Genomic DNA, 25,468 nt, shown 5'->3' with positions numbered 1-25,468 from the left:
CCCAAGTTAGCCTTTATTTGATGATTCTTTTGTCTCCAGCTTTGAGCCAGAAAGTTAGTTCTCTGGCTCTTTTTTATCGCGTCTCTAGAGAATCAAAATAACTTAGAGCTTCTCTAGTAGATGTGAAATGTACAGTTGAGTATGAGTCACTTTCTGGACTTGCTTTACTTGACCAAATTTTCAAGTAGTAATCCTTGTTATCATCGGTAGACCATAATTCATAACGGTATTGACCTCCTGAACCCTGACTCGTTAAGTAGTCAGCCAGTACTGTATTTGATGTAGACAGAAAGCTAAATACAGTCAAAACAGGAATTACAGCTACTTTTAGGATCTGGATTAATTTCATAAATGCACAAAAAACTTATTTTTGAGATTTTGTTAAACATCTCATTTATAGCAACAGCACTTATGCAAAACGTCTGTAATTATACCTGAACTAAGTGCGTATATAGCAGTTCTTGCTTGGGTGCAAGTCGTAACCTCACCCCGTATTTGAAGACAGCAAACACTCCCCTCTCCGATGCTTTGGCTATCCATTAGTCACATCTTTCTTTACAATCTTGAAACGCTTGTTTTACAAGTATCTTGAACACTGAGGTGTCAGGCATACTTGACAAATTAGCTATTTGTCTTCTCGCTAAAATTAGGTTTTTATTGAGAATGAACAACGAACGAATCAGGCTTAGAAAAAACGTGAGCGATCGCTCTCACAAATGTTAAGAAAGATCCGGGTAATGGATAGGATGCTTTGGAGAGGGGTTGGGGGTGAGGTTTAAAAATCTACTCCAATACCAAAAGCCCCATCTGGGGCTTTAATTACTGACTATGGCGGCGACAACTTAAGCTGTGTGTGCCTAACTCTTAACGAATGTCCACTCTAGTCTCTTGATGGGAGCTTCTTGTAGTGCTTGAGTTAATTCAGTACTGCTCTCAAATTTTACCTGGGAGAGGTTGCAGGCTTCCATGTTAACTTTGAATTTATCGTCTTGAAAAGGCCAGGGTTTCGATGATATATGACTTCCCAAGCATTTTGCGTAGCGTTGACCAAAAAACGAGACGCAGAGCAAATGGCTTTAGATATGGGGATAAGTCGGAGGCGACAATAGGGCGCCGTAAAACGATTATATGGCTTTAGCCACAGTGGTATAATAGTGAAAAGCAAGTAAGAATAACCGTCTACACGTTGATTCATCCTAGTACGGAGCAATCCCGGCAACGGACATATCCAACTTGATTTGGAATAGTTAAAGGGCAAATAATGGCAGGATGTTGAGTGTAGCTAACTGGCTTATGTGATGGACTCCCAAAGCAAAAAACAATTTAAAAGTAAGCGCAATTGCAACATTGAAAAATAGTTGTGTTGAGCGTCTAGCGTGTCTTTGTCCGCACCATTGAAACTTCGTTTGTGGAGTCTTCAAGAATCCCCCGGCTTTTAGCCGTGCGGAGTGTCAAAATCACAACTTAATCTCCTAATTATGAGTTTGAATTTTGGGTTGAATTAATTTAGGACTTACGTAAAATTGTCTCAAAAACCTGATTTGTCGTAGCGGTAATTCATGAATTACCGCTACTTCATAACTTTTTTGCGTAAGTCCTGTAATTTTTGAAGTCAGAAATGTCGGCGTAGATATTGAAGGGGCGATCGCTCTGAATTCTTCAGTGTGGCTATTTATAGCTATAGCTATTTTCCATTGAGTATAATACCCAAATACTTAGCCGAAATTCCCGACTTTTGTAATAAGTCGGGAATCTTTTTGTTCAGGAGATGTAGCTAAATAGCCCAATAATTGCTAAAGAAGGTGAGCTATTTTCCCACCGGATGATTGGGAGTTTTCAAGAATCTGCCAAAAATCTCTTTGCTTCAAATCAACTTATGGAATTAAGAGTGGCTTTCTAGCGGATTAGCAATGTATTTGAATGTTGGTTCAGAATTCCAAGGACCACGCTCATCTTTACCATCTCCGTTTGTAGATAGGTTGTAATAGAGAGCAACAGTTTCATCTGGCTTAATATTACCAAAGAATGGATCTGTCAACTTACCCAGTGAATCTAGAGCTTTCATAAACATCTGGGTATGAGAAATTTCTCGTGTTAACAGATGCACTAAAGTCTCTTGAGTTCCTTTGTCAGTTGCCAACTTAATCAATGCTTCGTAAGTCTGACGAGCGCCAGCTTCTGCTGCAACGTTAGCTCTTAAATCACGCACTACATCTCCACCCTCATTCAAGTAAGTTGCAGTCCAAGCACTACCCTGGCTATCTAGAAAATGAGGACCAGCCCCTCGAACTGCAAAGAGAGTACTCTTATAAGCCTCTGTTTGATCCACATTTTTGGTATGAGCTTCGATGAGTTTACCAACCATTTCTAAATGGCCGAATTCCTCGATAGCAATGTCTTGAAGCATATCTTTTATTCCAGCATTTTCAACATGGAATGATTGAACCCAATATTGTAAAGCTGCGCTAAGTTCTCCAGTAGCTCCGCCAAACTGCTCTAGAAGCAACTGTGCAAAACGAGGGTTTGCTTCAGTAACGTTAACTGCATGAATAGGCTCTTTTTTGTGAAAAAACATAGATTTACACGTCCAAAAATGATGATGTTCCAGAAAGGATCGGCTATTTTATTGTCGCCTAGTATTTTTCCAGACAGAGCTAATTTGATGTTTTATAGCTTCTCAAACTGGTGAACTAGAAGACTAATAAAATATAGTAGTCATATCGGTATTGATAACCGCTAATCAAGATTAGGCATTGCTACTTATTCTGATTAATCCCCATAGATAAATAGCAACAATTGCGCCGAGCACAGCCGCTAAAATACCAGGAAGAGTTAAACCAGCGCCAGCAGCAGTAATTTGCAGAGTTCCTGTTCGTAGTAAGGTAAACAGAGTTCCACCGATGAAGGCACCAATGATACCCAAAATCATTGTAGAGAGAATCCCACCACCTTGATAGCCAGGATAAATAGCTTTAGCGTAGCCGTAAGCCCGCCGTAGGCATCGCGCCTGCCAAAAGTCCTAAAACTACCCAAGCAATAATACTCATAACTACCTCAACAATCTCACCTGTATCTAAGTTATCAACTCTGATTCAAAATTCTTTCTACCACATGGGATAAATGCTAAATCCAAAAGTTAGACAAAAAAGTTTACATAAATATTTGGATGAGGATTGGCATTTATAGCATAAAGATGTTAAGCGAAAGTTTTGCCAGATAAATCAGGAATTATTGAATACATAAGCCTAGACCTTATTTACTGTAGAACTAGACACGTCTAATATATATTTTGTTATATCTATCTTTAGATGGAAAAAAATATCATCTAACTTTTTGGTGATGCGTTAAGATATAGCTCATCAAAATCTCTAGCGGTTTCGTTAGCGTTCATCATTGATTATCTTTTAATAATAGATAAATAATCAATCAGAATTTTTGCAAAATTTTTATTTCAAATATAGATGATCTGCCTAAGTTGCAATTTTCATAATTAAAATTAGGTAATATAGCAATCCGATTTGATTGCGTGAAAAAATCTAAGTATATGTAGGGTGCGTTAGGACGGAGTGCGTAACGCACCAAAGCCTTCAGACGGTGCGTTACGTTTCGCTAACATCCTACGTGTATTTCAAAAATCAAATATGAGTCCTATAACTCAATACGCTTGGGTTAAAGCCAAAAACCAAAACCAACCTACGCTGGTTTGTTGGGTTTCGTTCCTCAACCCAACCTACAACTATCCTTAACACAAGCGTATTGTCCTATAACTTTGTGATAATTACTAATAGTTGATTTTAAAATTCATATTTTCACAGGATCTTATTATATTTTACAGCACAACTTGCTCACAATATTTTTTTAAAATTGCAACATATTAAATCCCCTCAACCGTTATTTTTAAGGTAAATTGAGGAGATAATATGTAGCCAAAATTTGTAGAAGCGATATCAAATGGCGCGGGAGAATTTTGTCTCTCGCGTTCTTGTGTGAGTATCAAATATGACGGCAATATTCCTTACTAGTAATCTACCGATATCTGTAATCTGGATGTGATTTTTTGATAACCTGACTAAACCATCGGCTTCTAGCGGTTTTAACGCCTCTAGCTCCTCAGAGAAATATTCATCAAAGCTGATATGATATTTGTTTTCAATGTCTTGCTTATGAAGCTGAAAGTGAGACATAATGCCCATAATCACATCCCGTCTGATGATGTCATTTGGAGTCAGCTTAATACCTTTACTAACAGGTAAAGCACCGACTGCAAGGGTCTGATAATAATCTTTTAATTCCTTGTGGTTCTGAGCATAAGCATCTTCTAGCATACTGATAGATGTAGCACCAAAACCAAATAGTTCTGTCTGGGCGTGGGTAGTGTAGCCCTGGAAATTGCGTTTGAGAGTGCCATTACGTTGAGCGATCGCTAGTTCGTCATTAGTTTTAGCAAAATGATCCATACCAATAAATAGATATTGGTTATTCGTCAATTCTTCGATGGTCATTTTCAGAATCTCTAACTTTTCCTCTGCTGGGGGTAGTGCCTCTTGAGGAATATTTTTTTGCGTCGGTTTGAGCCACGGTACATAGGCGAAGTTAAAGACAACAATTCGATCAGGATCTAATTCAATTGTCTTTTTCACCGTCTCCCGAAATGTCTCGCGGGTTTGATAGGGTAAACCATAAATTAGGTCTACATTCACACTTTCAAATTTAGCTTCTTTGACCCAACTCATGACATCAAATAGCATTTCTTCAGGCTGGACACGATTTACAGCTACCTGAACTTGGCGATTAAAATCCTGAATGCCAAAGCTAATCCGGTTAAACCCAATCTGTCTCAGAAAGAAAATGTAGTTTTTATCGATATAGCGGGGATTAATTTCAATTGAGATTTCTGCTTCTGGAGCGATGTTGAAATAGCGATTGATGTTTTTCCATAAAAATTCTACTTGGTCAAGATCCAAGTAATTAGGAGTACCACCTCCCCAGTGGATTTGCAGCACTTTTCTATCTGGATCGATTAAGGCTGCGGTGTTTTTGATGTCTTGAACCAAAGACTCCAGGTAAGGTTTAGCAATATTCTTATTGTTGGAAATTACGGTGTTACAGCCGCAGAAGTAGCAAGCACTCTGGCAAAAGGGGATGTGGAAATATAAAGAAAGAGGAGTTTGGCGTTGATTCGAGGCTGCGATCGCGGCCTTAAAATCAGTTTCAGTGAATGTTTCGCTTAACTCTGTAGCGGGTGGGTAACTGGTGTATCTGGGTGCGCGAGTATCGTACTTTTGGATCAGATCGAGATCAAACTTGACACCAGGTAATAGAAAAACCATTGAGTTGCTTTCCAATGAATGAGGGGAGTGGGGAGTGGGGAGTGGGGAGTAGGGAGTAGGGAGTGGGGAGTGGGGAGTGGGGAGTGGGGAGTGGGGAGTGGGGAGTGGGGAGAATAAATAATTAATAACCAATGCCCAATCACAAATGACAAATGACAAAATTAATTAGCCGCAGCTATTTCGGTGCTACCTGAATTCTGAGAATGAGTGAGGCTATTAAACAGAACTTGACCGAGTGCTTTAATTAAACTTCCCTCTAATTCCTGAGCCATCTGTAAATTGAACCCAAAGGCATTATTAGCTTCAGCAACAATCCGTTCTGCTGTTATATCATCAATGGATAATGCATTTAATGCCTGACGATACTTATCCTTAAATGCCTTTTTATCAGGAATTTGCTCAAAATTGTAAAAGGATGTACCTTCATAACCAGAAAGCTTTAGGGCTGACTGAGCAACTTTTTGTAGCATTTGACCCCCAGAAAGATCGCCCATGTAGCGAGTGTACGCATGACCTAGCAATAAGGCTGGTTCACTAGCAGAAATTTCCCGAATGCGGTCAATGTACTTTTGGGTAGCGGATGAGGGTGTAACTTGCTCTCTCCAATTACCCCCATAATAGAACACCATGTCTTTTTCGAGCGAGGATTGGCGATTAAGTTCGGGGAAATAAACCGCAGTAATCACAGGATGGTCTACATGGCTCTCTAATGCTGCTTCTAGTTCGCTGTAGACGTAATACAAGTTGCTTAAAAACTTGGCAAAGCAGTCTCTATCCACAACCCCTTTCAGAAAACATTTCATGAATCCCACATTTTCTGCTGATGTGTGGGCTTGTTGAGTTCCAGAGCGCAGTTTGATGGCGAGATTACTACTCATTGTTGCTTCCTTCATGTTCAAGCGCAAGGTTTCTGGGCAGTCACCGACTCAGGATGCCTACCAGTGCTAGCTAAAAGATTGTTATTCTACGTTTAGAGAGGATCTGCATCACTCTATCCAGCAAGTACCACTGCCGATGCAAATCCCAGCTATTTTTATTTCTCCTAAAGTTATTTAACTATTAATTTATATATAACTATGAAGATATTAATATTTATTTATTGTTTGACGATTTAGGAGTATGAATATACAATTTCTATCTCTAACCAGTACCAAGGTTGAAAGCTGTAACTTCTCCTGCATCGTTAATCAACGTAACTGAGCTAGGAACTAACTAGTAATACCTGAGCCTGCAAATGTGGGAAATCTTCTAAGAATTCGGCTAAACCTGCTTCACCTTCGAGATAGTCGAAAAAGCTTTGCAATGGAACTCTCGTTCCAACAAAGACTGGAGTTCCGCTCATTATCTCTGGATCAGAGTGAATAATTCGTCGGTCACGTAAAATCTTTTGGATATCCATCGTCAAGGTATTTGCATGTAGCAAAAGTCATAAAGTGTGATTAGTTATGCACAAAGTCTAGCTTAGGCGGTGAGCTTATTTCTCACAATTTACTTTCAATAATTTAACTGATGTCCTCAATAGTAGATTTATGGTTATATAACTTTTAAAGGATGAAATAATTAAAGGATTCTCATGGTTAAGTCTCTGGAAACCCCCGAATCTGAGTTGCTAAAAGCAGGTATAAAAGCGCCTGTTCAAGAAACATTATTAACACCCCGGTTTTACACCACTGACTTTGAAGCTGCGGCGCAGTTGGATATTTCGGCGCAGGAAGCAGAGTTACTGGCAATTGTAGAGGAGTTACGAACTGACTATAACCGTCATCACTTTGTCCGTGATGACGAATTTAAACAGTGTTGGGATCACATTGATGGGGAAACACGCGTCGCTTTTATTGACTTTTTGGAACGTTCTTGTACGTCAGAGTTTTCGGGATTTCTACTGTTCAAAGAATTATCGCGCCGTCTGAAAAACCGCAATCCCATTTTAGCGGATGCCTTTAATTTTATGGCACGGGATGAAGCACGCCATGCGGGATTTTTGAATAAGTCAATGGCAGATTTTAATCTTTCCCTCGACTTAAGTTATTTAACCAAAAATCGCACTTATACCTTCTTTCCGCCAGAGTGGATTATTTACACAGTCTACCTATCCGAGAAAATTGGCTACTGGCGCTACATCTTGGTGTATCGCCACATGGAAAAACATCCAGAACACCAAATTTATCCACTGTTTCGTAAGTTTGAGAGTTGGTGTCAGGATGAAAATCGACATGGAGATTTTTTCAAAGCGCTGCTGCGATCGCAACCTCAATTATGGAACAATTGGAGAGCTAGATTGTGGGTGCGTTTCTTTTTGCTGAGTGTTTTTGCAACTCACACCTTGACAGTATTTGAACGCGCAACCTTTTATCAATCCATTGGGATAGACCCGCGTGAATATAATACCAGAGTGATTGAAGAGACGAATAACACTGCTGCACGGGCATTTCCGTTGATTTTGAATACAAATCACCCAGAGTTTTTCCGACGGTTAGAGCAGTGTTCTGACCTTAATCTGAAAATAGCAGAGATTAACAACAGCGATGCCTACGGCGGCAAGCTACGCTCACAAATTATCAAATTCTGCCAAAAGTTACCCTTGATAGCCTCCATTGTTGGGCATCTTTTGCAGACTTACCTAATCAAACCCGTTGATGCTGAATCATTAAGAGGGACAGTTCATTAACTGGTAACTGCATACATAAACTGCATCTACAAGTCTACTTTGGGAATCTCTTCACTGAAATTCTATTAAGATTTACGCACTGTAGAAATTAAGCATAATGTGTATTATGAGATTTGGTCGTTTCAGGCGCTTCTGATCAGCCTGATGCAAATTGATAATTAAATGGTGTGTTAACGAAGTGTAACGCACCCTACAAGAGCGGCGATCGCACTTGAAAATTTATCGATCACTATTCAAATTGGCTATAATTTTTGTATATGTCATACAAGTAATACAAATAATGTTGTCTGTAAGATTAGATCCTGAAACCGAGCAACAATTAGCCGATATTCTAAGTCACGAACGAAATATAAACCGCAGTGAACTCATTAAACGCCTGATCAAGGAACGATGGTTAACCCTCAAGTTAGATAGGACGTTTGTTGAAAGACGAGGGGGACATCCTCAGCATCTCTTACAGGATGCACCCCCTGATTTGTCGGAACGAGCGACACGAAAACAGGCGCTCACTGATTATCTCAAGCATCGGCACTCATGACTTATCATCCGCTTACCCTAATCGACAGTGGGATTTTAACGGCTTATTACAGTGCTGCCGATAACTATCATTTAGAAGTTTGTCGCTTTTTAGAAGATTGTACCAGTCGGTTAATTACTACTCATAGCTGTGTTACGGAGGTTATGTGGTTACTCAGTTCTAATTGGCGGACTCAAAATGAATTTTTGTTGGATCTGGCGAAGGAACTCTACGAATGTGTACCTCTATTGCCACAAGATTTCACTCGGATTGCTGAACTAAATGCTCAATATGCAGACTTGCCAGGAGATTTTGCAGATTTAAGTCTAATTGCCATTTCCGAACGGTTAGACATTCGTGCGATCGCCACTTTAGATAGTGATTTTGATATCTACCGACGTTATCGCCAAAAACAGTTTGAGCGTGTATTTATTCCGCAATCAGGATGATGACAAAAAGATAAAGTCAATGCGTTCTCCGACGCAGAGCCAGTTCGCATTTATTGTAAATATTGGTTAACTTGAATAGATAGCGTTCGCTACCAAATATTTACGTATTTCAGTGGTATTGAAGGAAAAATTTAACTTAATCTTATCCTTTTCTTGATTTGTTCTTGGTTGTGCCAAGACTTGGAATGCAATATCTTTTATTTAATCAGTATTAAATCTTCTATAAAAATCCGATTTAATTTTTGAAAAGCTTGACCACTGTAGCTTTGGGTGATGTAAATCAGAGCCTCAGTAGACTTCGCAAGATTAATACCGGATTGTTAAGAGTTCTATGTGATATTGTCAAAACAGGTTTAAGGATTCAGCCTGACTGTTTGGTATCGTACTCACTAAATCAGGATAAACTCTATGTATCGATTCCAGATCAGTGCATACACGCAAACGGGTGAATCCATCGGTCTAGTCGGTTCTACTCCAGAGTTAGGACTGTGGGACATCATGAAATGTGTCCACCTACGTACAAGTGGCGATCGCTATCCTTTATGGTGGACAGATATAGAAGAAATTGACATTCAGCCGTCTTTGGAGTCAGGCGATCGCCAGAGAGTTGAATACAAGTACATACGTCTCGATGCAAACGGCAACGCCCGATGGGAGAGCTTTCTAGATACAAACCGTTGGATACCCATTGATCCCAATAATCATTCCAGCACGATTATTGTGGATGATGGCGCATTCGGTTATTTACAACCTTACCCCTTTGGATACATTGAGAAATCGGCTGTCAGGATGCCCGTGGAAGAAGGGGCTGAGAGACTCAAAATCGTGGTCATTGGGAGTTCCGTCGCATTAGGTCATAAAGCCTGGTTTTTGAAAGGTTGGGTCTGGTTGTTGGCAGAGGCTTTACAGCAAAAATATGGGCATAAACTCGTGAATGTGTCGGAGGTGGGGGCGAATGTCAGCAGAACGATCGCTCGATTTCCCGCAGTTGTCACCCCAAAACAACCAGATGTTGTGATCATTGCCCTCTCTCTGGGGAACGAAGGGTTAGCCTACTGTCCCCCTCACGAACGGCGGGGAGTACAGCGACGGTTTGAAAGTGGCTTGCAGCAGCTGGTGAAAATGACGCGCGACATCGGAGCAATTCCGATTCTGGGCGGAGTCTATCCCAATGGCGACTATTCCCTAGAACATTACTGGCTGATCCGAGGCACACACAACCGGATGCTAACTTGGGGCGTGACTGTACTAGATTGGTTGGCAGCCGTGGATGATGGACAAGGACGATGGAAAGCAGGGACATCCTTCGACCCGGCTCACCCGAACACGGTCGGTCACAGCCTCATGTATCAGCAGATCGATCAGCACCTATTCGAGACCGACAAAAACGAATTGGCAAAAGAAAAACAACGCTTCCGGCAACCGAATGAATTTCCCATCTACTTTGACAATGCGGGCTTTCATGTCTCTGTCTGTATCGATGAGAAGCATTTACGGATCATTAATCCATCACAATACAGCTACACGATCGCTCCTGATTGGCAAGAACTACAAACTGCACTGCAAAGTCAGGCTGGATTGATCCCAGGTATTTACATTGCGAAAGATACCCAGCCAAGAACGCTCCCCTTCTTTGCCGTGCAAGAGGATGGCGCGATCGCAACCACAGTAGACATCCCCCCTGGTGCCTCTCTAGAATATAGCGCCGCCTTCAATCTCTTTTCGCCGAACAACTCACAAGTTTTGTTCTATGACGGGCATCTGGGGATTTTGCAAGCGGACGAGCGCCACCTCTGGGTGATCAATGAATCAGACAACGAGTACAATATCCAGCCGATGTGGACGGAGGTTTGCCTAGCACTTAAAGCTATGCCATCGGGTGTCTATGAAGATCCGCTTTATCCCGATGTCCCCTTTCGCTCCATGATGATTGGTAACAATGGGCTAGAAAGCCGGGTGAAAGCACCACCCAAGTCAGCGGTGTTTTTCCAATACAAATGCAAATTAGCGGATATCAGCCGTGTGGCCATTCTTCCCCTTGGCGATCGCTGTGCCGTCCGTATGATGCTGTATAAGATGGAGTACGATGGCCCCGCCTTTCCGTTTGATCTAACGCGCACCACCAATATTGCAGATGTTGCGGATGCGATCGAAAACGGTTTTCATGATATGTGGAACCCTGCCTTCCTGCACTACAGCCCCGATGCAGGCAGAATCTATCATAGTAAGTGGTCAGGTCTATCCTTTGCCCATGAAGTTGAGGAGACAGACGACCCAACCAGCGATATGTCTCCCGTCCATGAACGGATGCGCGTTCGCTACACGGCACGCTCTGAAAGGTTTTGGTACGCACTGCGGCACTGCGACAAAGTGCTTTTTGTTCGCACAGGAATTAGCGATCGCAGTGGTGTGATTGATCTGGTCAACAAGCTGGAAAAACAATGCCAAGGGAAGCCATTTCATCTCTTGCTTCTTTCTCCCCAAAGCGATGATCAGTTTTTAGACCTTCCCAATGTGCTGCATTACAATGTGGAGTTTAATCCTGATCGCATGTACGACGATTTGGGACACTGGATGTATTGCACAGAGGTGATGCGAGGAATTCTGGAATCCCTTGGGGTATCTAGTAAAAATCTCTTTTGGTGTCCGCCCAAAACACCGAAGGGGTGAGAAATTAGTTAGGGGCGATGCCTGCGGCGGTCTGCGCCAACGCTTTTCCACGACTCAAGCCCTTCGATATTAGGACTTACGCACTGTACAAAATAATCATGTTGTGTATGAACGTAAATACGCCGTTTCAGGTTTTTATTAATCAATTCATGGATGGTAAGTAGACCCGCGTCGTCGGGGCAATTCATGAATTGCCCCGACGATGAATGTGGTTTTTCAAATCACCCATACTTGGTCTTTTCTGTCAATGCGTAAGTCCTAGATATAATGCGGCTTACAAACATAACTACAACTAGAGAAGAAATGTTGCAAAATTTAATCTTGTTGCTGACCTCGATCGTGGGATGACATTAGAGAAGGCTGTGATTGTAGAATGGGAGCGTGAGCCAGGATGTCGCAACGATCAAGAGATTAGAGCATTTGGGCAAGCATTAACACGAAAACGTGCTCGATTTGCTTTCCCTGACGACTTCACCGACTTTGCTAAAAAGCTTCAAAACCGTCTGCGAGATAAGCATGATAAATCTAACACTGAAGGAGAAGCACTTCCTGCCTTACGCGAAATTAGAGTGCGTGCAGAACCTTCATGGAATAACTCTGAAGTTCGACTAATATTTTGGTTTATTCGAGACGAGGAACAGAATCAATTTGAGGGAATAGGATGGGAGCAATTTCTCAAACAGTGGTTGCAATTAATCCCTGAATCTGGACGATTCCAAGTTGTAGAGGGTTCGGTAGTAGCTTTGGAAGACATGACAGCAAAAGAGTATATTGAGAGTGATCCACTTGATTTGGATCACTTGTCATCCTAATGTTCATAATTTTACGATCGCTATCAGCAAAATAGCTCAACCACTGTCGGCTTGGTCACTTTCCCCATAGCGTTGCGCGGTAATTCTTCAACTATCAGAATTTGGGTTGGCACTTTATAGACAGCCAATTGCTCTTTTGCCCAACTCCTGAAAGCTTCTAATGTTAAAGGTTGTGAACCTTGCAATACCAACGCCGCACAAACCCGTTCACCCCATTCTAAATCGGCAACCCCAACCACTGCACATTCCTGAATATCTGGATGCGATCGCAATACTTCTTCAATTTCTAAAGCTGAAACTTTATACCCTCCCGTTTTGATGATATCTACACTCATCCGGCCCAGAATGCGGTAGTTACCGTTTTCAACTACGGCGGTATCTCCAGTACAGAACCAGCCATCTTGGAAGGCTTTGGCAGTTGCTTGGGGGTTTTGCCAATATTCTAGAAAGACTCCGGGGCCTTTAACTTGGATCTCTCCTGGTGTTCCTGCTGGGACTAACTCTGTACTCTCATTCACTAATCTCACTTCAACTTGAGGCAGAGGCTTTCCTACATATCCAGACAACCGTTCACCGTCTAAAGGGTTCGATAGCGCCATACCAATTTCAGTCATGCCATAGCGCTCAAGCAGAAAATGGCCGCTGATGGTCTGCCACTTTTCTAAAACTTGAACTGGTAACGCTGCCGAGCCAGAAACCATCAGACGCATCTTAGCACAGCCTTCTGACATACTTTTTTGGCGTTCCTTAGAGGCAGTTTCCCAAGTCGCAATTAGCTTTACATAAATCGTTGGTACTGCCATAAATAGGGTTAAGTCACCGTCACAAATTCGGTTCCAAACGGTTTCGGTATCAAACTTGCTCAACATATGACACTCCGCCCCAGCCCATAAAGCACAAGTCAGGACGTTGACAATTCCATGAATATGATGTATAGGCAGTATATGTAAAATGCGATCATTAGATGTCCATTCCCAAGCGGTGATTAAGCTAGTCACTTGTGCTTGAATATTTTGGTGAGTCGTAACCACACCCTTCGGTTTACCTGTTGTACCGCTTGTGTAGAGAATTAAGGCGCGTCTAGTGATATCTACCTCTGGGAGGCGACCAACATTATATGGGAGCGTTTCTGAGGTGAGGATAAATCGCAAATTTTGTTCAGTAGCGATCGCTCGTAGTATAGCCTCAAAATTGGGATGGGCAACAATAATCGATGCTCCACAATTTGTAATTACATACTCCAATTCTGGTCGCGGGTGCGAAATACACAGAGGTACAGCTATGCCACCAGCCCGCCAAATCCCCCATTGAGTGGCTACGTACTCAAACCCAGGCGGGATAAGAAAGGCAACTCGCTCCTCCTGTAAATCTTCTGTATTCTGAAGAAGACCTGTCGCTATTTGACTGGAAGTGTGGAGCAAATCCCGATAGGTAAATGCTCCATCGTTTGTAGCGTTGGTGCAGCCTCTCGGAACGAGAATAGCTATTTTCTCGTTGTGTTTTTCAGCACGAATAATCAATGGGAGATTCACGTTTATTTACCGATTTAGGGTTGATTCAGTCTACTTACTGAAAGCATATAGCAATGCCAAACGAGATGTAAATTTTACTGTTCCGGCAATAGTCTGTAACTTAATAGATGCTACAACCAACGTTGTTTTTTAGCATAGACAATACTACCAATCACAATTAATGCCATCACGCAGATCACAGCAGGATAAGCCCAAGGTTGCTCTAATTCCGGCATATATTTAAAGTTCATACCATAGAAACCAGACATGAAAGTGATTGGTAAGAATATGGTCGAGAGGATAGTCAGGCGATTAATTCGTTCACCGGTTTTGCTAGCGATATTATCGCGTTGAATTTCCATTAATTCTGACATCCAGGCTCTCAGAGCTTGATATTCTTGCCAGAGTTTATCAACGTGATGAACCAATTCTTGATTGAATAGTTCTTTCACTGGTTGGGTGAGCCATTGGAAATCTTCGTGCTCCATAATAACCATAAGTAACTTGATACTTTGAAAATTACGGCGTCCAGAACGAGTAGATTGCCTCATCGTGGCAATTTTTTTGTACGTTGATTCATCACCAGAATTCTCTAAAACTTCATCTTCTAAATCATCAAGTTTTCTAGAAATATAGTCAAATACAGTATCGTAATTATTCAAGACATCTTTAAAAATTAGATAAAAAAGATAGTCCATTCCCCACTTTTGAATATCTAAAGTTCGCTTTTGCAGATTATTAGCTAGAATGCTTAATATTTTTAGTTCAGTGATTTCAAAGGTGATAATAAAATTATTTCCAACCACAATATTGCCACGCGCAGCTTCAAGCTCATGATTTTTTATTTGAGGAGTTAGAATTTCATAGCTGTCAAATAAACAATCTTCTATGTCTTCATCAATTCCTAAAGGGGAATGGTTGAAAATCATATTAACACGTGATGGATTGAGTCCAAAGTGCTTGATAATTTTGGCCGTTCCAGTCCGATCGCGGAAGTGAATACAGCGCAACCATATATTGTGAGAACCGTCAATCCTTTTCAGTACCGTATCGACATCCCTACTGGTGAATAATTCCAGGTTATCTGGATAAAAAGTGAGAAGAATTAGCATATAGCAATCCTAATTGAGTCGTGAGAAAATACGGTGACTCATTTTGAGCGATAATTTATTTGACTACAACTACACATAAAATGTCAAAGCCTACCATTTATGACGGTGAATAGAGATATTGCAATCCGCTTGGTGTTAGTGATATTTTATCCCGGAAGATCCCCCCAACCCCCCTTAAAAAAGCAGGGCTGTTTCATCCTACAAGGGCAAGAAGTTCGTCAATATCATTAGAGACAAATCTTTGAGCAGTTGTGATGGAAGCAGCTTATGAAAGGCAGCAATGCGTTGAATATGACGATGTAATTTTGGTTGATTATCAATAAAGGCAATTACGTAATCGTTGCCACTTTCTATAACTAACTAGCAAGTTTTTTTTGGCAATGTAGCCAATCAAAGCTGAATACAGCACATTCGATATCCAAAGCTGTAATTAAGTTTTGTACAACTTGGATTTCACCCTCCTCCTTGTTGTCCAATTTTTTTATGTCTAAAATAAGTCCTCTTGTACTCGCAAATACCGATACTATGCTGACAAAATTTTGACTGGATGAATTGTAGTTTTGAACTGCGTCTTTAATACTTTTACCATCTGCGCTCAACCATTCTGATTCGCCTAAATAAACCTAGTTCTGCGCTCACTGATGAAATATTTTCACCAGTTTATCAAAGTCTACTTCCATCACTACACGTGTGATGTTGAGTGATAAAGAATACCATGTTTTTGTATTTCAAATGTTTTTATCAATTTCCAACGATGCCGTTTGACGAAATCTCCCCATACACGATACCCGACGTATCCATTCATAGTGCCCATTATTACAAACAGTAATACCAACCAGAGTGGATGCCTTTGACCATCTTTCGTTCTAAAATCTTCTACAACCCGCAGCTGTTCAATCAGATTTGTACCCATGATCTTTTATCCCCTCAACACTTGCTATTTTACCTGTTTTAGGGAATGAAACAGCCTTGCTTAAAAAGGGGAGAACCAAAGAGCCAACTTTTTAAGGAGGTTAGGGGATCTCTTGTGCATAAGTCCTAAAGATATTTCCTTAGGATGAATGCAGTTTCTCTCAAAGGCAGGATGGAATACTTGAGAAAATCGATCATGATGATAGAGAAACGCTGTAGCTGTGCAGTTGTAAATTGAGTGGTAGATGTTTTTTCAATTCCAGGCGAAATAACAGGAATTCCAACTTTGTTTTTGCAACAGCAAAGCTTTTAGCAAATACAGGTGATGATGAAATCCGATGAACACAATATATAAAGAACGTAAAGTAGTTTCGCGTCTATTTGCAGTGCTGCTTTCAGCATTGCTAACAGTACCCTTGCTGAGTAGCTGCGGAGGAGGTTCCCGAAATGCTTCAACACCACCACCTGTTGATGATAGTATTGGTAGAACAGTGAGCGATCGCAACGCTACAAACCAACCCGAAGCTAAGAAGGGATTGGGTACGGGGCAAAAAGTGGCACTTTTGGCGGGAGCTGCGGCACTTTACTACGTCTACAACCAGCATAAAAATGCTTCAAAAGAAGGAGCGCAAGGTAAGTACTATCTTTCCAAAAACGGGCGTGTATACTACCGCGATGCTGAACATCGCGCTCACTGGGTAACTGCACCATCAGAAGGAATTCGAGTGCCGGAATCTGAGGCGCAACAATATCGGCAATTCCAAGGCTATAACGGAAGTTCCTCAGGTCGCGATCTAAGTGGCATAAGTTCATCCGCAGCTCCGGCACTCTAGATCAGCGAAGCGTGTGTAAATCTAAAGCGGGTTTCTCGGAGGATAACGCCGATCGCGCACGTCGGAAACACGAACTTAAATCAGGAGACAGATCATGGTAGATGACTTTTTGCGAAAGGCGAAGGATTTCCTCTTAGGGTCGAATAGCGATAAACCTGAAGATGCCGAATTCCGCGATCGCAATGTCCGTCCAGCCAGCGAAGACCCCTATGGCGATCCCGCAGATCCGGCATCTTACGGCAACGTCACCCCAGCCAGTCAAGACCCCTATGGCGACCCCGCAGATATCCCGTCTTACGGCAACGTCACCCCAGCCAGTCAAGACCCCTATGGCGATCCCGCAGACCAAGGGGAGTTTGGCAACGTCCGCCCAGCCAGCGAAGACCCCTACGGGGACCCCGCAGATCAGGATTCCCGCCGTTAACGCGAAACTAATATTGTAATGTTGGTTTTCATAGGGTGATAAATTTTGGAATAACAAATAAGGCAGTGGGATTTTAACCTACTGCCTTTCGTTTTTGCTGCTATTTCAAGGTTGCAAAAAATTCACCACAATTCAAAATTTACACACATAACTTACGCACTCAGATCCCCCAACCCCCTTAAAAAGCTTACGATTACCCACATTTGCCAAATCAGGTGCTTCGTTGTCATCCCAGAGGGGAATCAAATTCTCCTCCTAATAGCTAAAGTCCTCTGAAGAGGACTAAGCAAAGATTTCAGTCCACTTTAAGTGGACTTGAGCTATGAGCCACCGTACTTCAGTACAGGGCGGGATATGGCTTGTAAGGACTTCACTCTAAGGGCGTTTCATTATTTAAACTCTTCAAGTTGATCCACACGTAACCAAACGTTTGGTGTTGGTACTTTCCCGAACTTAATCAGAGCGTAATCACCCTTGACATCTACAATTTCGCCCTTGGTTTCAAACAAATAAGAAGGAAAGCGACTATCACTGGCTTTTGCTTCCAGACTGTTTTCCAGTTTTTCGCGGATAGCGCGAACCATATCTCCTTTTTTGACTGCCATAAATTCCCCTCTTAAATTTATAGATTGTTTTATCTGCATTTTAAGAGAGTTCCGAGTTAGAAGTAAAAACTCCTAACTCCCAACTCCTAACAGACGCGATTAATCGCGTCTCTACTCCTAACTCCCCCTAGTGTTTGACACTCGGAGCAAAAATGACTAGAACGCCCAGCTAACCTAATCCGTTGAATTGGCGTACCACAAACTCGACAGGGTTCTCCAGCGCGGTTATAAACCCAGGCAACACCACCATAATTGCCGTTGACACCCTTAATACTTAAGAAATTACTAAAAGTCGTACCACCAGCCTCAATGCTGGTTTCTAACACTTGAATTATGGCTGTTCGCAAACGCTCAATTTGCTTTAGCTGCAAATCTATACACAAGGTTTCAGGTAAAATTCCACTCTTAAACAGGGCTTCATCAGCATAGATGTTACCTAATCCCGCTACCACCGACTGATCCAGTAGCGCAGTCTTAATCGGACGGCGGCGGTTTTTGAGTTTGAGAGCTAGATATTCGACAGTGAATTCGGGTGAAAATGGGTCTGCTGCCAGTTTTGCCAAACCAGTCATAATACTTTCTACAGCAACACCAGGCGGAATCCACCAAATTTTACCGAAGGTACGCTGATCAACAAAACGCAATTCCTGCTGATCCCCAAAGAATAATCTAACCCGCGTGTGCTTATGTAGTGGTTCATCTCGATGCAGCCACAGTAGTTGACCGGTCATTCGCAGATGAACTCCTAGCCAACTGGTTGAGGAAGGGGAAGATGAGGAGGATGAGGGAGCGAGTTCGGCGAGGAGATATTTACCGCGACGATGCCAAGTGGCAATCGCATTTTTGTTAATTCCATCAACAAACTCACCGACAGAAAACGGGTAGGCGATGGTGCGATCGAGCAACACATCTCCACCCGTAATTTCTTGGTTAAGGGTCAATTGATTTAGACCCTTTCGGACTGTTTCAACTTCAGGCAGTTCAGGCATTCAAGCTGATTAAGCAGGCAATTTTGATGTACTTGGGGCTTCAATAAACAAGAGATGGGGCAGTAACTTACACAGCCGTAGATGGCTCGTATTACTACCCAACAGAAACCGTAAATACCCGCAGGACGGCTTCTTGTAGATTAGAGTAGGCTAGGATGAAGAATGAATGAACTGATATTTTCAGACTTCATACTTCAGACTTAAGACTACCCTTCATCATCGCATCAAACAACCCCCTTGTAGCTTTACTGCTATTTTTTAGGTGCTTTAGCCTTTGGTGCTTCAACCTCGACTAATTCATCCTGGGCAAAGTTGTTGGTATTGATACCAGAGTAATTGACCTTTTCAAAGCGGACAATTACAGGGTATTTGATGCCGCTTTGGTCAATGGAAGCCACAGTTCCAAGATCCTGAAACCAGTAGGATTCAGGGCGGAGAATACGTACTTTAGAACCACGTTGAACCATGATTATTTTCCCTTTTAGTTATCAATCGCCAATCTAGAGGGCTAATTGATTTCACTCTACAACCTGAAGGTCGCACCAAGAGTCTTTGTTAAGTTATTTGTCTGAATTTAGTATGGGGCATGGGGCATGGGGCATGGGGCATGGGGCACTTGTACTGAGCGAACGCGAGTGCGTCTCGTAGAGAAGCCGTAAAGCCTGCGGCATAGCTTCGCTTAAGGCGCAGCCTCTCCAAGAGTTGTATTGGGCATTGAATATTAGTTATTCTTTCTGCCTAATCTCCCTCATCTCTCTCACTCCCCACTCCTCTAGCACATCCCAAATTTAAAATTGTATTAGACCCTACTTGACAAGGTAAACGTTATAGAGTACCTTCAATCGCGAACAGTATTTTTGCACAAACTTTATGTTTTACTCAATATGAACACGCTTCCCTCGTTACCTCTGCCGATCCGCAGATCGTTATCTATATAGGTGATATCTAACCAGCCTTGCTGTTTATCACTATTTATGGCAACATCAATCGCCGGAAATTTTCTACCTGCTTCAATTTGTTGGATAAAAGTTACCGGAGAATTGTATTCTATTAAACGTTGTAAGCCGATAATAGACCGCTCAAATTTCACTTGGACACGCCGACCTGAAACTGGCTCAAATTTAGCAGCAATGCTGACTAATCCTTCTAGATAAGGCAAGCCATAAATCTCAGCTATGTTGTAAACACTGGTAGTCTCTACCCGGATACACTGATAGATTTGACCCAGTTTGCAAAAAGGTAAACGATCTAAGTTTAAAAGAGCCTTGCTTGTGGTGTATAGTAATCGCCAATTGCCATCAAGCAAATTACTAGCTTCCACCGGACGGGGTGTAGGATTAAAGTCTTCTAAATTGGCGATCGCCGCTAAGATAGCCTGTTTCTGTGCTTGGGTCGCTAGTAGACCGCGATTAGTAAGTGCGATCGCATCTATAAGAGCCGCTTTTCCCATCATCGCCTGTCACCTCTAAAATCACTCAGTTTCCATCAGCATAAACAAGATATTCATAACCTATGTGTAGAGCCATAAAAATTACGAATAATCGCTTTGAGGTAAGCCATACGCCTATTAAATAAAAAATTTCTATCTGAATGCGGATTTATCAACTAAAGGGTTGAAAAGATAACTAAATTAATCCGTGTCAAGTGATAGACTCTAAATGTCAACTTACGTAAACCTTTTCTTGTCTTCGTTGATATGTTGAACTCTCCATTACGTGAAGAACCTCGTAACCAGCAAGCCGATGTCATCCCCCTAAAGCAAGAGTCCTCTTTGTCGGACTGGTTGGAAAACAAGGGTCGGATTATAACGCGTGACGTTCACGAACCGGATTTTCAAGATGGCGAAGAAGAAATAGACTCCCTAATGGGTGTAGAAGATGGAATTGGCTACGACCTTGATGATGATGACGATATAGGAATCGCTGAGGATTAGCCTTTTCAGGCTAGGGACTTGGTAGTATTCCCTAGTTCCTAGTATTCAGTTTTATAAGTGTGGAGTGAAGGGAAATTTCTGTGGACGCTAAATTATCTCCTGAGCAAGGATTAAATATTTCTGGAATCGCTCTAGCCTCTTTATTAGCCGTAGGGCTAGGTATAACAGCATTTTTCTTGGATTCGTTGGCCAATAGGCTACCGTGGCAAAGTATGTCGTTAACCCTGCCACTACTGTTGTGTGCGTTAGGTTCAGGTGTCGTGGGCTATTGGGTAATACCCCTACTTCAAGCACTCAAAACTGGACAAATAATTCGCGAAGATGGCCCCCAAGCCCATCTAAAAAAGGCAGGCACCCCAACAATGGGAGGTATATTTTTTATACCTGTAGGTGTGATAATTGCCTGTATCTTGTCTAACTTTGCTAAAGACGTGCTTGCAGTTTCGGCATTGACAATCAGCTACGGATTGATTGGCTGGCTCGACGATTGGCAAATTCTGCGCCGGAAATCAAATAAAGGTATATCTCCCGGAACCAAACTGGCTTTACAGGTGGGTTTTGCGGCAGTGTTTTGTCTATGGCTGATGTTTAATCAACCTTCTAATATTACAAATATTGCTTTGCCTTGGGTGAGCTTCACACTACCCTTAGGATTCCTATTTTGGCCTCTAGCAGGTTTTGTGCTAGTTGCAGAAAGTAATGCGACTAATTTAACAGATGGTATTGATGGTTTGGCAGCAGGAACAGTAGCGATCGCACTTTTGGCATTAGGTGCCCTAGTCGCACCTACAGCACCTGGGTTGATGGTTTTCTGTGCGGCTTTAAGTGGTGGGTGCTTAGGTTTCTTAGCCCATAATCGTAACCCAGCCCGCGTTTTCATGGGAGATACCGGTTCTTTAGCACTAGGAGGAGCTTTAGCTGCTGTAGCACTATTGACAAACACCTTAGTAGCTCTGTTCATTCTCAGTGGTATCTTCTTCGTAGAAACCCTTTCGGTGATGGCACAGGTAAGTTATTACAAAGCCACTAAGGACCCTGATGGCAAAGGCAAGCGCCTCCTCAAAATGGCACCCTTACACCATCATTTAGAACTGACTGGCTGGTCAGAATTGCAAGTGGTTGGAGTATTTTATGTCATCGCTGCTATATTGGCTGCTATCTGCTTGGTGTAGGCGCAGCCCAACCCAGGCATCGCTCCATTCTGAATCGTTTGAAATACTGCTCGAATACAAAATGACAACTCCCACATCTTCAGGGAGTTATTTTTTATAAGGAAAATTTCAGACTCGCAGGAATAAAGCATATCCGCCATAGGGGATGCCAAAGTATGAAAATGCAGTGATGCCGTGAGCAATTATGCAGTTCCAGTAAATAGGCTCCATTGCTGACCTGATATTAACATTTGATCCGTTTTACTATAATTCTGGGTAATCTCAACATGTAACGATAAAAGGGATGATTTCAGTGCCTTATGCCTTAGTTTTATCGTAACTTTCTCAAAGGCTACTCATTTCACCCCCTTACAAACCTGACTTACCAAGTGAGTGAGTTCGGGCAAAATCAGTTTTTCCATCGCTAGGCGCACAGCATTACTCGAACCAGGAAGCGAGAAGATTAATTTATTTTGATAAACCCCAGCAACAGCGCGAGAAGCGATCGCCCGCGAACCAATTTCTTGATAACTTAAAAAACGAAATAACTCACCAAATCCCGGTAAGGTTTTCTCTAGTAACTTCTCAATCGCATCGTAGGTGGTATCTCTTGGTGCAATACCTGTACCACCATTGAAAATTACAGCATCCAAACTTGAGCTTTTACCCAGACTTTCTATCTGCCCTTGAATTTGTGTTGGTTCATCTTTAATAATCGTGTAGGCTCCTACAGCATGGTTAGCACCAAGGAGTAACTGCTGAATTAACTGACCACTTTTGTCTGTTTCTAAAGTGCGTGTATCGCTAACAGTAACCACAGCACAAGTTACCGTAATTCTAGGCGAGTCTGGGTGGGGTTGTGAGGTCATAGATCAGTCATGAACTTTTAATCGGATCGTGGATAATTGGGCATGGGAAATGCCGCATTGGTCACGAAAATAATTACCTATGCCCTATGCCCTATGCCCTATGCCCTATGCCCTATGCCCTATGCCCTATGCCCTATGCCCTAAGCTGTCGCGTCTTTAATTTTCGAGAGTGTTCTCGTTGCAACAAGGGTTCCAGACCATAAAAAGTGCAAGTTATACGCGCGACAGCTTATGCCTCATTTTTGCTCAGTCCCAGACCGTTTTCATCAGCATACCGCTCCATGAAGCGCATAAAGCGATCCCATTCTTGGGCAGATTTCATCACGTAAACTGCTTCTAATGCTTCCGGTTTGCCGTTGACAAATTTACCCTTAACTTCACGGGTAACTATCTCTCCTTCTTCGTCAATCAAGTACATCCCGGTAATGTCTTCGGTGCTATTTTGATCTAAAATCTTCGGATTGGTAAAAATAAACGTCGCTGTACCACTTTCGCCAGTGCGCGATCGCGTCAGGCGCACCTCTGGTGTTACTTCTTCGTCAAGACCTTTAGAAAACTGGATTTTCGCCATGATGAATGAATTTAAACTTTTGTGATGGTTAATTTAATATTCTCTCATCAATTAGAACACCACGGTCTACAGGCTACTGTTATTCATCTTTCTAGTGTATATACTTAATTTGCTTCTTTTTCAAGTAACAAAGTTACGGGCCCATCGTTTTCAATTGTAACTTGCATCATTGCACCAAATTGACCTATTTCCACCTGCAAACCGCTAGATCTTAACTTGGTAACAAAACGATTATACAAATCTTCTGCTGATTGGGGAGCGGCTGAACGGTCAAAAGAAGGACGGCGACCTTTGCGGCAGTCACCGTAAAGGGTAAACTGACTGACTACTAACAAATCGCCGCCAATTTCTTGTACAGATTTTTGCCAACGGTTGTCTCCTTCCTCGTCAGGAAACAGCCGCAATTCCAAGCACTTACGCGCCATCCAGTCGATTTCAGCATCAGTATCGGTATTGGCAATACCCACAAGTAAATTTAGCCCCCGCCCAATTTTGCCGACAATTTCACCGTTAACTGCAACTTGAGATGATTTAACTCGCTGAATAACAACGCGCATTTTAATCTAAACGTTCATTAATATTTCAATTTTAAAGCGATGTCTACGACAGGATACGCCTACGCATTCTTAAACCGCAAACTAAATATAGAAAAAATGAGCGCTTACCACCTGATAAAATCTCTTAATGTTCGATAACGTTTGTAAGTTCCTTGCTGAAACTTTCTCCACTGACTTTGCAAGTTGGCTGTTAGGGGAATCTATCACCTTGACTGAGTTAAGTCCTTCTGAGCTTTCTCTGGAACCAATCCGCGCCGATGCGCTGATATTGCTCAAAATCGATAGCGGAGCAATTGAGAATGCATTCCCAGGTTCCACCTGGGAACGAGTACGAGTATTAATTAAACTTTTAACTCCTAACTCCTAACTGCTAACTCCTAACTTTTATTTCCCAAACCCTTTACCGCGAGAGGTTGAAGGTAGACAAATGCAGTTTTCGAGTTGAGTAATTAAAGCCTCACGATCCAAATTTTGACCAATCAGCACAAGTTGATTTTTCAATTGACCTTGCCATTCATCATCATCCAAGGTAAAGCGTTTACCGCAAAGGTGGAAAATATGACGCTTCGGACTTTCATCAAACCACATAATCCCCTTCGCTCGGAAGATATTTGAGGGTAGCTGGTTATCTAAGAAATACTGAAACTTCCTAATAGAAAAAGGCTTGTCACTTTGGAAAGAGATGGAAGTAAAACCATCATTTTCTAAATGGTCAGAATGATGGTGATCGTGGTGATCATGGTCATGATCGTGATGATCGTGACCGCATGTTGAGTGATCATGATCATCATGATCGTGATGGTCGTGTTCATCCACCACTGTGTCAAAATATTTATCAGACTCAAACAGACCAACACTCAGAATTAAGGGAAGTGGCACTTGCGATCGCGTGGTGCGGATAATTCTCGCTCCTTCCTTAACTTCGTTAATTTTTCTTTCTAACTCCTTCAAAGTGGCTTCATCAACCAAATCTGTCTTGTTCAGCACAATTACATCACCATAGGCAATCTGACTGTATGCTGCCTCAGAGTTAAATAAATCTAGGCTATAATTCGCCGCGTCTACTACGGTAATAATCGAATCCAAGCGGGTTAAATCCCGCAATTCTGTGCCCAGAAATGTTAAAGCTACTGGTAGCGGATCTGCCAATCCAGTTGTTTCCACTACTAGATAATCTAGATTTTCTTGGCGTTCTAAAACTTTGTAAACTGCATCTACCAAATCATTATTAATAGTGCAGCAGATACAACCGTTATTTAGCTCCACCATGTTCTCACCAGTGGAAACAATTAGCTCGTTGTCGATGCCAATTTCGCCAAATTCATTGACTAGAACAGCGGTTTTCAAACCCTGTTGGTTGTTGAGGATATGATTAAGTAAAGTCGTCTTGCCACTACCGAGGAAACCCGTAATAATTGTTACTGGCATTCCTTGTTTAGGCGTATCCATTGCCGAAGATTCGGGTGTAACTGCTGATTGCATAGCGCTGTTATCAAGTCAAAAAAATAGTAATGTAGCGCAGATAGTCCAGAAAACACTAGCATAGGGATGCTGG

26 protein-coding genes and 3 pseudogenes are annotated in these 25,468 nt (G+C 42.1%); 10 read left to right on the top strand and 19 right to left on the bottom strand.

The genetic code is table 11. The annotated features are described in order from the left end of the window. Window positions 1-73: 73 nt before the first annotated feature. The 7 genes and pseudogenes from V7K30_RS28860 to V7K30_RS28830 form a co-directional block, all read right to left on the bottom strand. Window positions 74-349: a hypothetical protein gene (locus V7K30_RS28860; RefSeq protein ID WP_335005212.1), complete on the bottom strand. Its 276-nt coding sequence runs from the start codon at window positions 347-349 to the stop codon at window positions 74-76. A gap of 508 nt (window positions 350-857) precedes the next feature. Then, window positions 858-1,016 (bottom strand): annotated as a pseudogene (locus tag V7K30_RS28855) (DUF3891 family protein); the annotation flags it as partial. 866 nt (window positions 1,017-1,882) lie between these two features. After that, window positions 1,883-2,575 (bottom strand): manganese catalase family protein, encoded by a 693-nt coding sequence (locus V7K30_RS28850; RefSeq protein WP_335005210.1) that lies wholly within the window; start codon window positions 2,573-2,575, stop codon window positions 1,883-1,885. Window positions 2,576-2,746: 171 nt separating this feature from the next. Beyond that, a pseudogene (locus V7K30_RS28845) lies at window positions 2,747-3,047 on the bottom strand (GlsB/YeaQ/YmgE family stress response membrane protein). A gap of 900 nt (window positions 3,048-3,947) precedes the next feature. Further along, complete coding sequence (hemN, locus tag V7K30_RS28840) at window positions 3,948-5,330, bottom strand: oxygen-independent coproporphyrinogen III oxidase (protein ID WP_335005209.1); 1,383 nt, start codon at window positions 5,328-5,330, stop codon at window positions 3,948-3,950. A 161-nt stretch (window positions 5,331-5,491) separates the two neighbouring features. Continuing rightward, window positions 5,492-6,208 (bottom strand): biliverdin-producing heme oxygenase, encoded by a 717-nt coding sequence (locus V7K30_RS28835; RefSeq protein WP_335005207.1) that lies wholly within the window; start codon window positions 6,206-6,208, stop codon window positions 5,492-5,494. 323 nt (window positions 6,209-6,531) lie between these two features. Continuing rightward, the gene (locus tag V7K30_RS28830) at window positions 6,532-6,753 is read right to left on the bottom strand and encodes a DUF433 domain-containing protein (RefSeq protein WP_335005205.1); all 222 of its coding nucleotides are present in this window, start codon (window positions 6,751-6,753) and stop codon (window positions 6,532-6,534) included. Between the two features lie 150 nt (window positions 6,754-6,903). Between V7K30_RS28830 and acsF the strand changes: the two genes are divergently transcribed. From acsF to V7K30_RS28805, 5 genes are all read left to right on the top strand, one after another. Then, the gene (acsF, locus tag V7K30_RS28825; RefSeq protein WP_335005203.1) at window positions 6,904-7,998 is read left to right on the top strand and encodes a magnesium-protoporphyrin IX monomethyl ester (oxidative) cyclase; all 1,095 of its coding nucleotides are present in this window, start codon (window positions 6,904-6,906) and stop codon (window positions 7,996-7,998) included. A gap of 280 nt (window positions 7,999-8,278) precedes the next feature. Then, the gene (locus V7K30_RS28820; RefSeq protein ID WP_335005201.1) at window positions 8,279-8,536 is read left to right on the top strand and encodes a hypothetical protein; all 258 of its coding nucleotides are present in this window, start codon (window positions 8,279-8,281) and stop codon (window positions 8,534-8,536) included. After that, window positions 8,533-8,964: a type II toxin-antitoxin system VapC family toxin gene (locus V7K30_RS28815; RefSeq protein ID WP_335005199.1), complete on the top strand. Its 432-nt coding sequence runs from the start codon at window positions 8,533-8,535 to the stop codon at window positions 8,962-8,964. Before V7K30_RS28820 ends, V7K30_RS28815 begins: the two co-directional genes overlap by 4 nt. 408 nt (window positions 8,965-9,372) lie before the next feature. Then, entirely contained in the window at window positions 9,373-11,634 is a 2,262-nt protein-coding gene (locus V7K30_RS28810) for a DUF1796 family putative cysteine peptidase (protein ID WP_335005198.1), read from the top strand. 344 nt (window positions 11,635-11,978) lie between these two features. After that, window positions 11,979-12,446 (top strand): hypothetical protein, encoded by a 468-nt coding sequence (locus tag V7K30_RS28805; RefSeq protein WP_335005197.1) that lies wholly within the window; start codon window positions 11,979-11,981, stop codon window positions 12,444-12,446. Window positions 12,447-12,469: 23 nt separating this feature from the next. Here the strand turns inward: V7K30_RS28805 and V7K30_RS28800 are convergent, their stop codons facing one another. The 4 genes from V7K30_RS28800 to V7K30_RS34435 form a co-directional block, all read right to left on the bottom strand. After that, complete coding sequence (locus V7K30_RS28800; protein ID WP_335005195.1) at window positions 12,470-13,978, bottom strand: acyl-CoA synthetase; 1,509 nt, start codon at window positions 13,976-13,978, stop codon at window positions 12,470-12,472. A gap of 110 nt (window positions 13,979-14,088) precedes the next feature. Then, on the bottom strand, window positions 14,089-15,069 hold the full coding sequence (locus V7K30_RS28795; protein ID WP_335005193.1) for a magnesium transporter CorA family protein: 981 nt from the start codon (window positions 15,067-15,069) through the stop codon (window positions 14,089-14,091). A 356-nt stretch (window positions 15,070-15,425) separates the two neighbouring features. After that, the gene (locus tag V7K30_RS28790) at window positions 15,426-15,668 is read right to left on the bottom strand and encodes a hypothetical protein (RefSeq protein WP_335005191.1); all 243 of its coding nucleotides are present in this window, start codon (window positions 15,666-15,668) and stop codon (window positions 15,426-15,428) included. An 83-nt stretch (window positions 15,669-15,751) separates the two neighbouring features. Continuing rightward, window positions 15,752-15,982, bottom strand: coding sequence for a transposase family protein (locus V7K30_RS34435; protein ID WP_442941114.1), 231 nt, complete (start codon window positions 15,980-15,982; stop codon window positions 15,752-15,754). 337 nt (window positions 15,983-16,319) lie between these two features. On the opposite strand from V7K30_RS34435, the gene V7K30_RS28785 reads away from it, so the two are divergent. Continuing rightward, window positions 16,320-16,814 (top strand): hypothetical protein, encoded by a 495-nt coding sequence (locus V7K30_RS28785; RefSeq protein WP_335005189.1) that lies wholly within the window; start codon window positions 16,320-16,322, stop codon window positions 16,812-16,814. 94 nt (window positions 16,815-16,908) lie between these two features. Beyond that, a complete protein-coding gene (locus tag V7K30_RS28780; protein WP_335005187.1) occupies window positions 16,909-17,238 on the top strand; it encodes a translation initiation factor in 330 nt (109 codons plus the stop codon). Window positions 17,239-17,627: 389 nt separating this feature from the next. Here V7K30_RS28780 and V7K30_RS28775 read toward each other — a convergent pair whose 3' ends face one another. The 4 genes from V7K30_RS28775 to V7K30_RS28760 form a co-directional block, all read right to left on the bottom strand. Beyond that, the gene (locus V7K30_RS28775; RefSeq protein ID WP_069073167.1) at window positions 17,628-17,843 is read right to left on the bottom strand and encodes an NAD(P)H-quinone oxidoreductase subunit O; all 216 of its coding nucleotides are present in this window, start codon (window positions 17,841-17,843) and stop codon (window positions 17,628-17,630) included. 86 nt (window positions 17,844-17,929) lie between these two features. Then, the gene (locus V7K30_RS28770) at window positions 17,930-18,832 is read right to left on the bottom strand and encodes a DNA-formamidopyrimidine glycosylase (protein WP_335005185.1); all 903 of its coding nucleotides are present in this window, start codon (window positions 18,830-18,832) and stop codon (window positions 17,930-17,932) included. 251 nt (window positions 18,833-19,083) lie between these two features. Continuing rightward, window positions 19,084-19,299, bottom strand: coding sequence for a photosystem I reaction center subunit IV (locus V7K30_RS28765; RefSeq protein WP_094349537.1), 216 nt, complete (start codon window positions 19,297-19,299; stop codon window positions 19,084-19,086). A gap of 401 nt (window positions 19,300-19,700) precedes the next feature. After that, entirely contained in the window at window positions 19,701-20,285 is a 585-nt protein-coding gene (locus V7K30_RS28760; protein ID WP_335005183.1) for a PAP/fibrillin family protein, read from the bottom strand. Window positions 20,286-20,528: 243 nt separating this feature from the next. On the opposite strand from V7K30_RS28760, the gene V7K30_RS28755 reads away from it, so the two are divergent. Then, window positions 20,529-20,765 (top strand): DUF3134 domain-containing protein, encoded by a 237-nt coding sequence (locus V7K30_RS28755; protein WP_335005181.1) that lies wholly within the window; start codon window positions 20,529-20,531, stop codon window positions 20,763-20,765. A gap of 80 nt (window positions 20,766-20,845) precedes the next feature. Continuing rightward, window positions 20,846-21,937 (top strand): phospho-N-acetylmuramoyl-pentapeptide-transferase, encoded by a 1,092-nt coding sequence (gene mraY / locus V7K30_RS28750; RefSeq protein ID WP_335005179.1) that lies wholly within the window; start codon window positions 20,846-20,848, stop codon window positions 21,935-21,937. 335 nt (window positions 21,938-22,272) lie between these two features. Here the strand turns inward: mraY and V7K30_RS28745 are convergent, their stop codons facing one another. The 3 genes from V7K30_RS28745 to dtd form a co-directional block, all read right to left on the bottom strand. Further along, window positions 22,273-22,785: a MogA/MoaB family molybdenum cofactor biosynthesis protein gene (locus V7K30_RS28745; RefSeq protein ID WP_335005177.1), complete on the bottom strand. Its 513-nt coding sequence runs from the start codon at window positions 22,783-22,785 to the stop codon at window positions 22,273-22,275. A 229-nt stretch (window positions 22,786-23,014) separates the two neighbouring features. Next, a complete protein-coding gene (gene psb28 / locus V7K30_RS28740) occupies window positions 23,015-23,356 on the bottom strand; it encodes a photosystem II reaction center protein Psb28 (RefSeq protein WP_335005175.1) in 342 nt (113 codons plus the stop codon). Between the two features lie 104 nt (window positions 23,357-23,460). Continuing rightward, window positions 23,461-23,913, bottom strand: coding sequence for a D-aminoacyl-tRNA deacylase (dtd, locus tag V7K30_RS28735; protein WP_335005173.1), 453 nt, complete (start codon window positions 23,911-23,913; stop codon window positions 23,461-23,463). A gap of 127 nt (window positions 23,914-24,040) precedes the next feature. Between dtd and V7K30_RS28730 the strand changes: the two are divergent. Next, window positions 24,041-24,196, top strand: a pseudogene (locus V7K30_RS28730) (Rpn family recombination-promoting nuclease/putative transposase); the annotation flags it as partial. Window positions 24,197-24,297: 101 nt separating this feature from the next. Here the strand turns inward: V7K30_RS28730 and V7K30_RS28725 are convergent. Then, complete coding sequence (locus tag V7K30_RS28725) at window positions 24,298-25,395, bottom strand: CobW family GTP-binding protein (RefSeq protein WP_335005171.1); 1,098 nt, start codon at window positions 25,393-25,395, stop codon at window positions 24,298-24,300. Window positions 25,396-25,468 lie beyond the last annotated feature (73 nt).

This window comes from Nostoc sp., from assembly GCF_036917655.1.
Taxonomy (GTDB): domain Bacteria; phylum Cyanobacteriota; class Cyanobacteriia; order Cyanobacteriales; family Nostocaceae; genus Nostoc.
The sequence above is the reverse complement of the archived record's forward strand: the minus strand, read 5'-3'. Positions and strand labels throughout refer to the sequence as shown.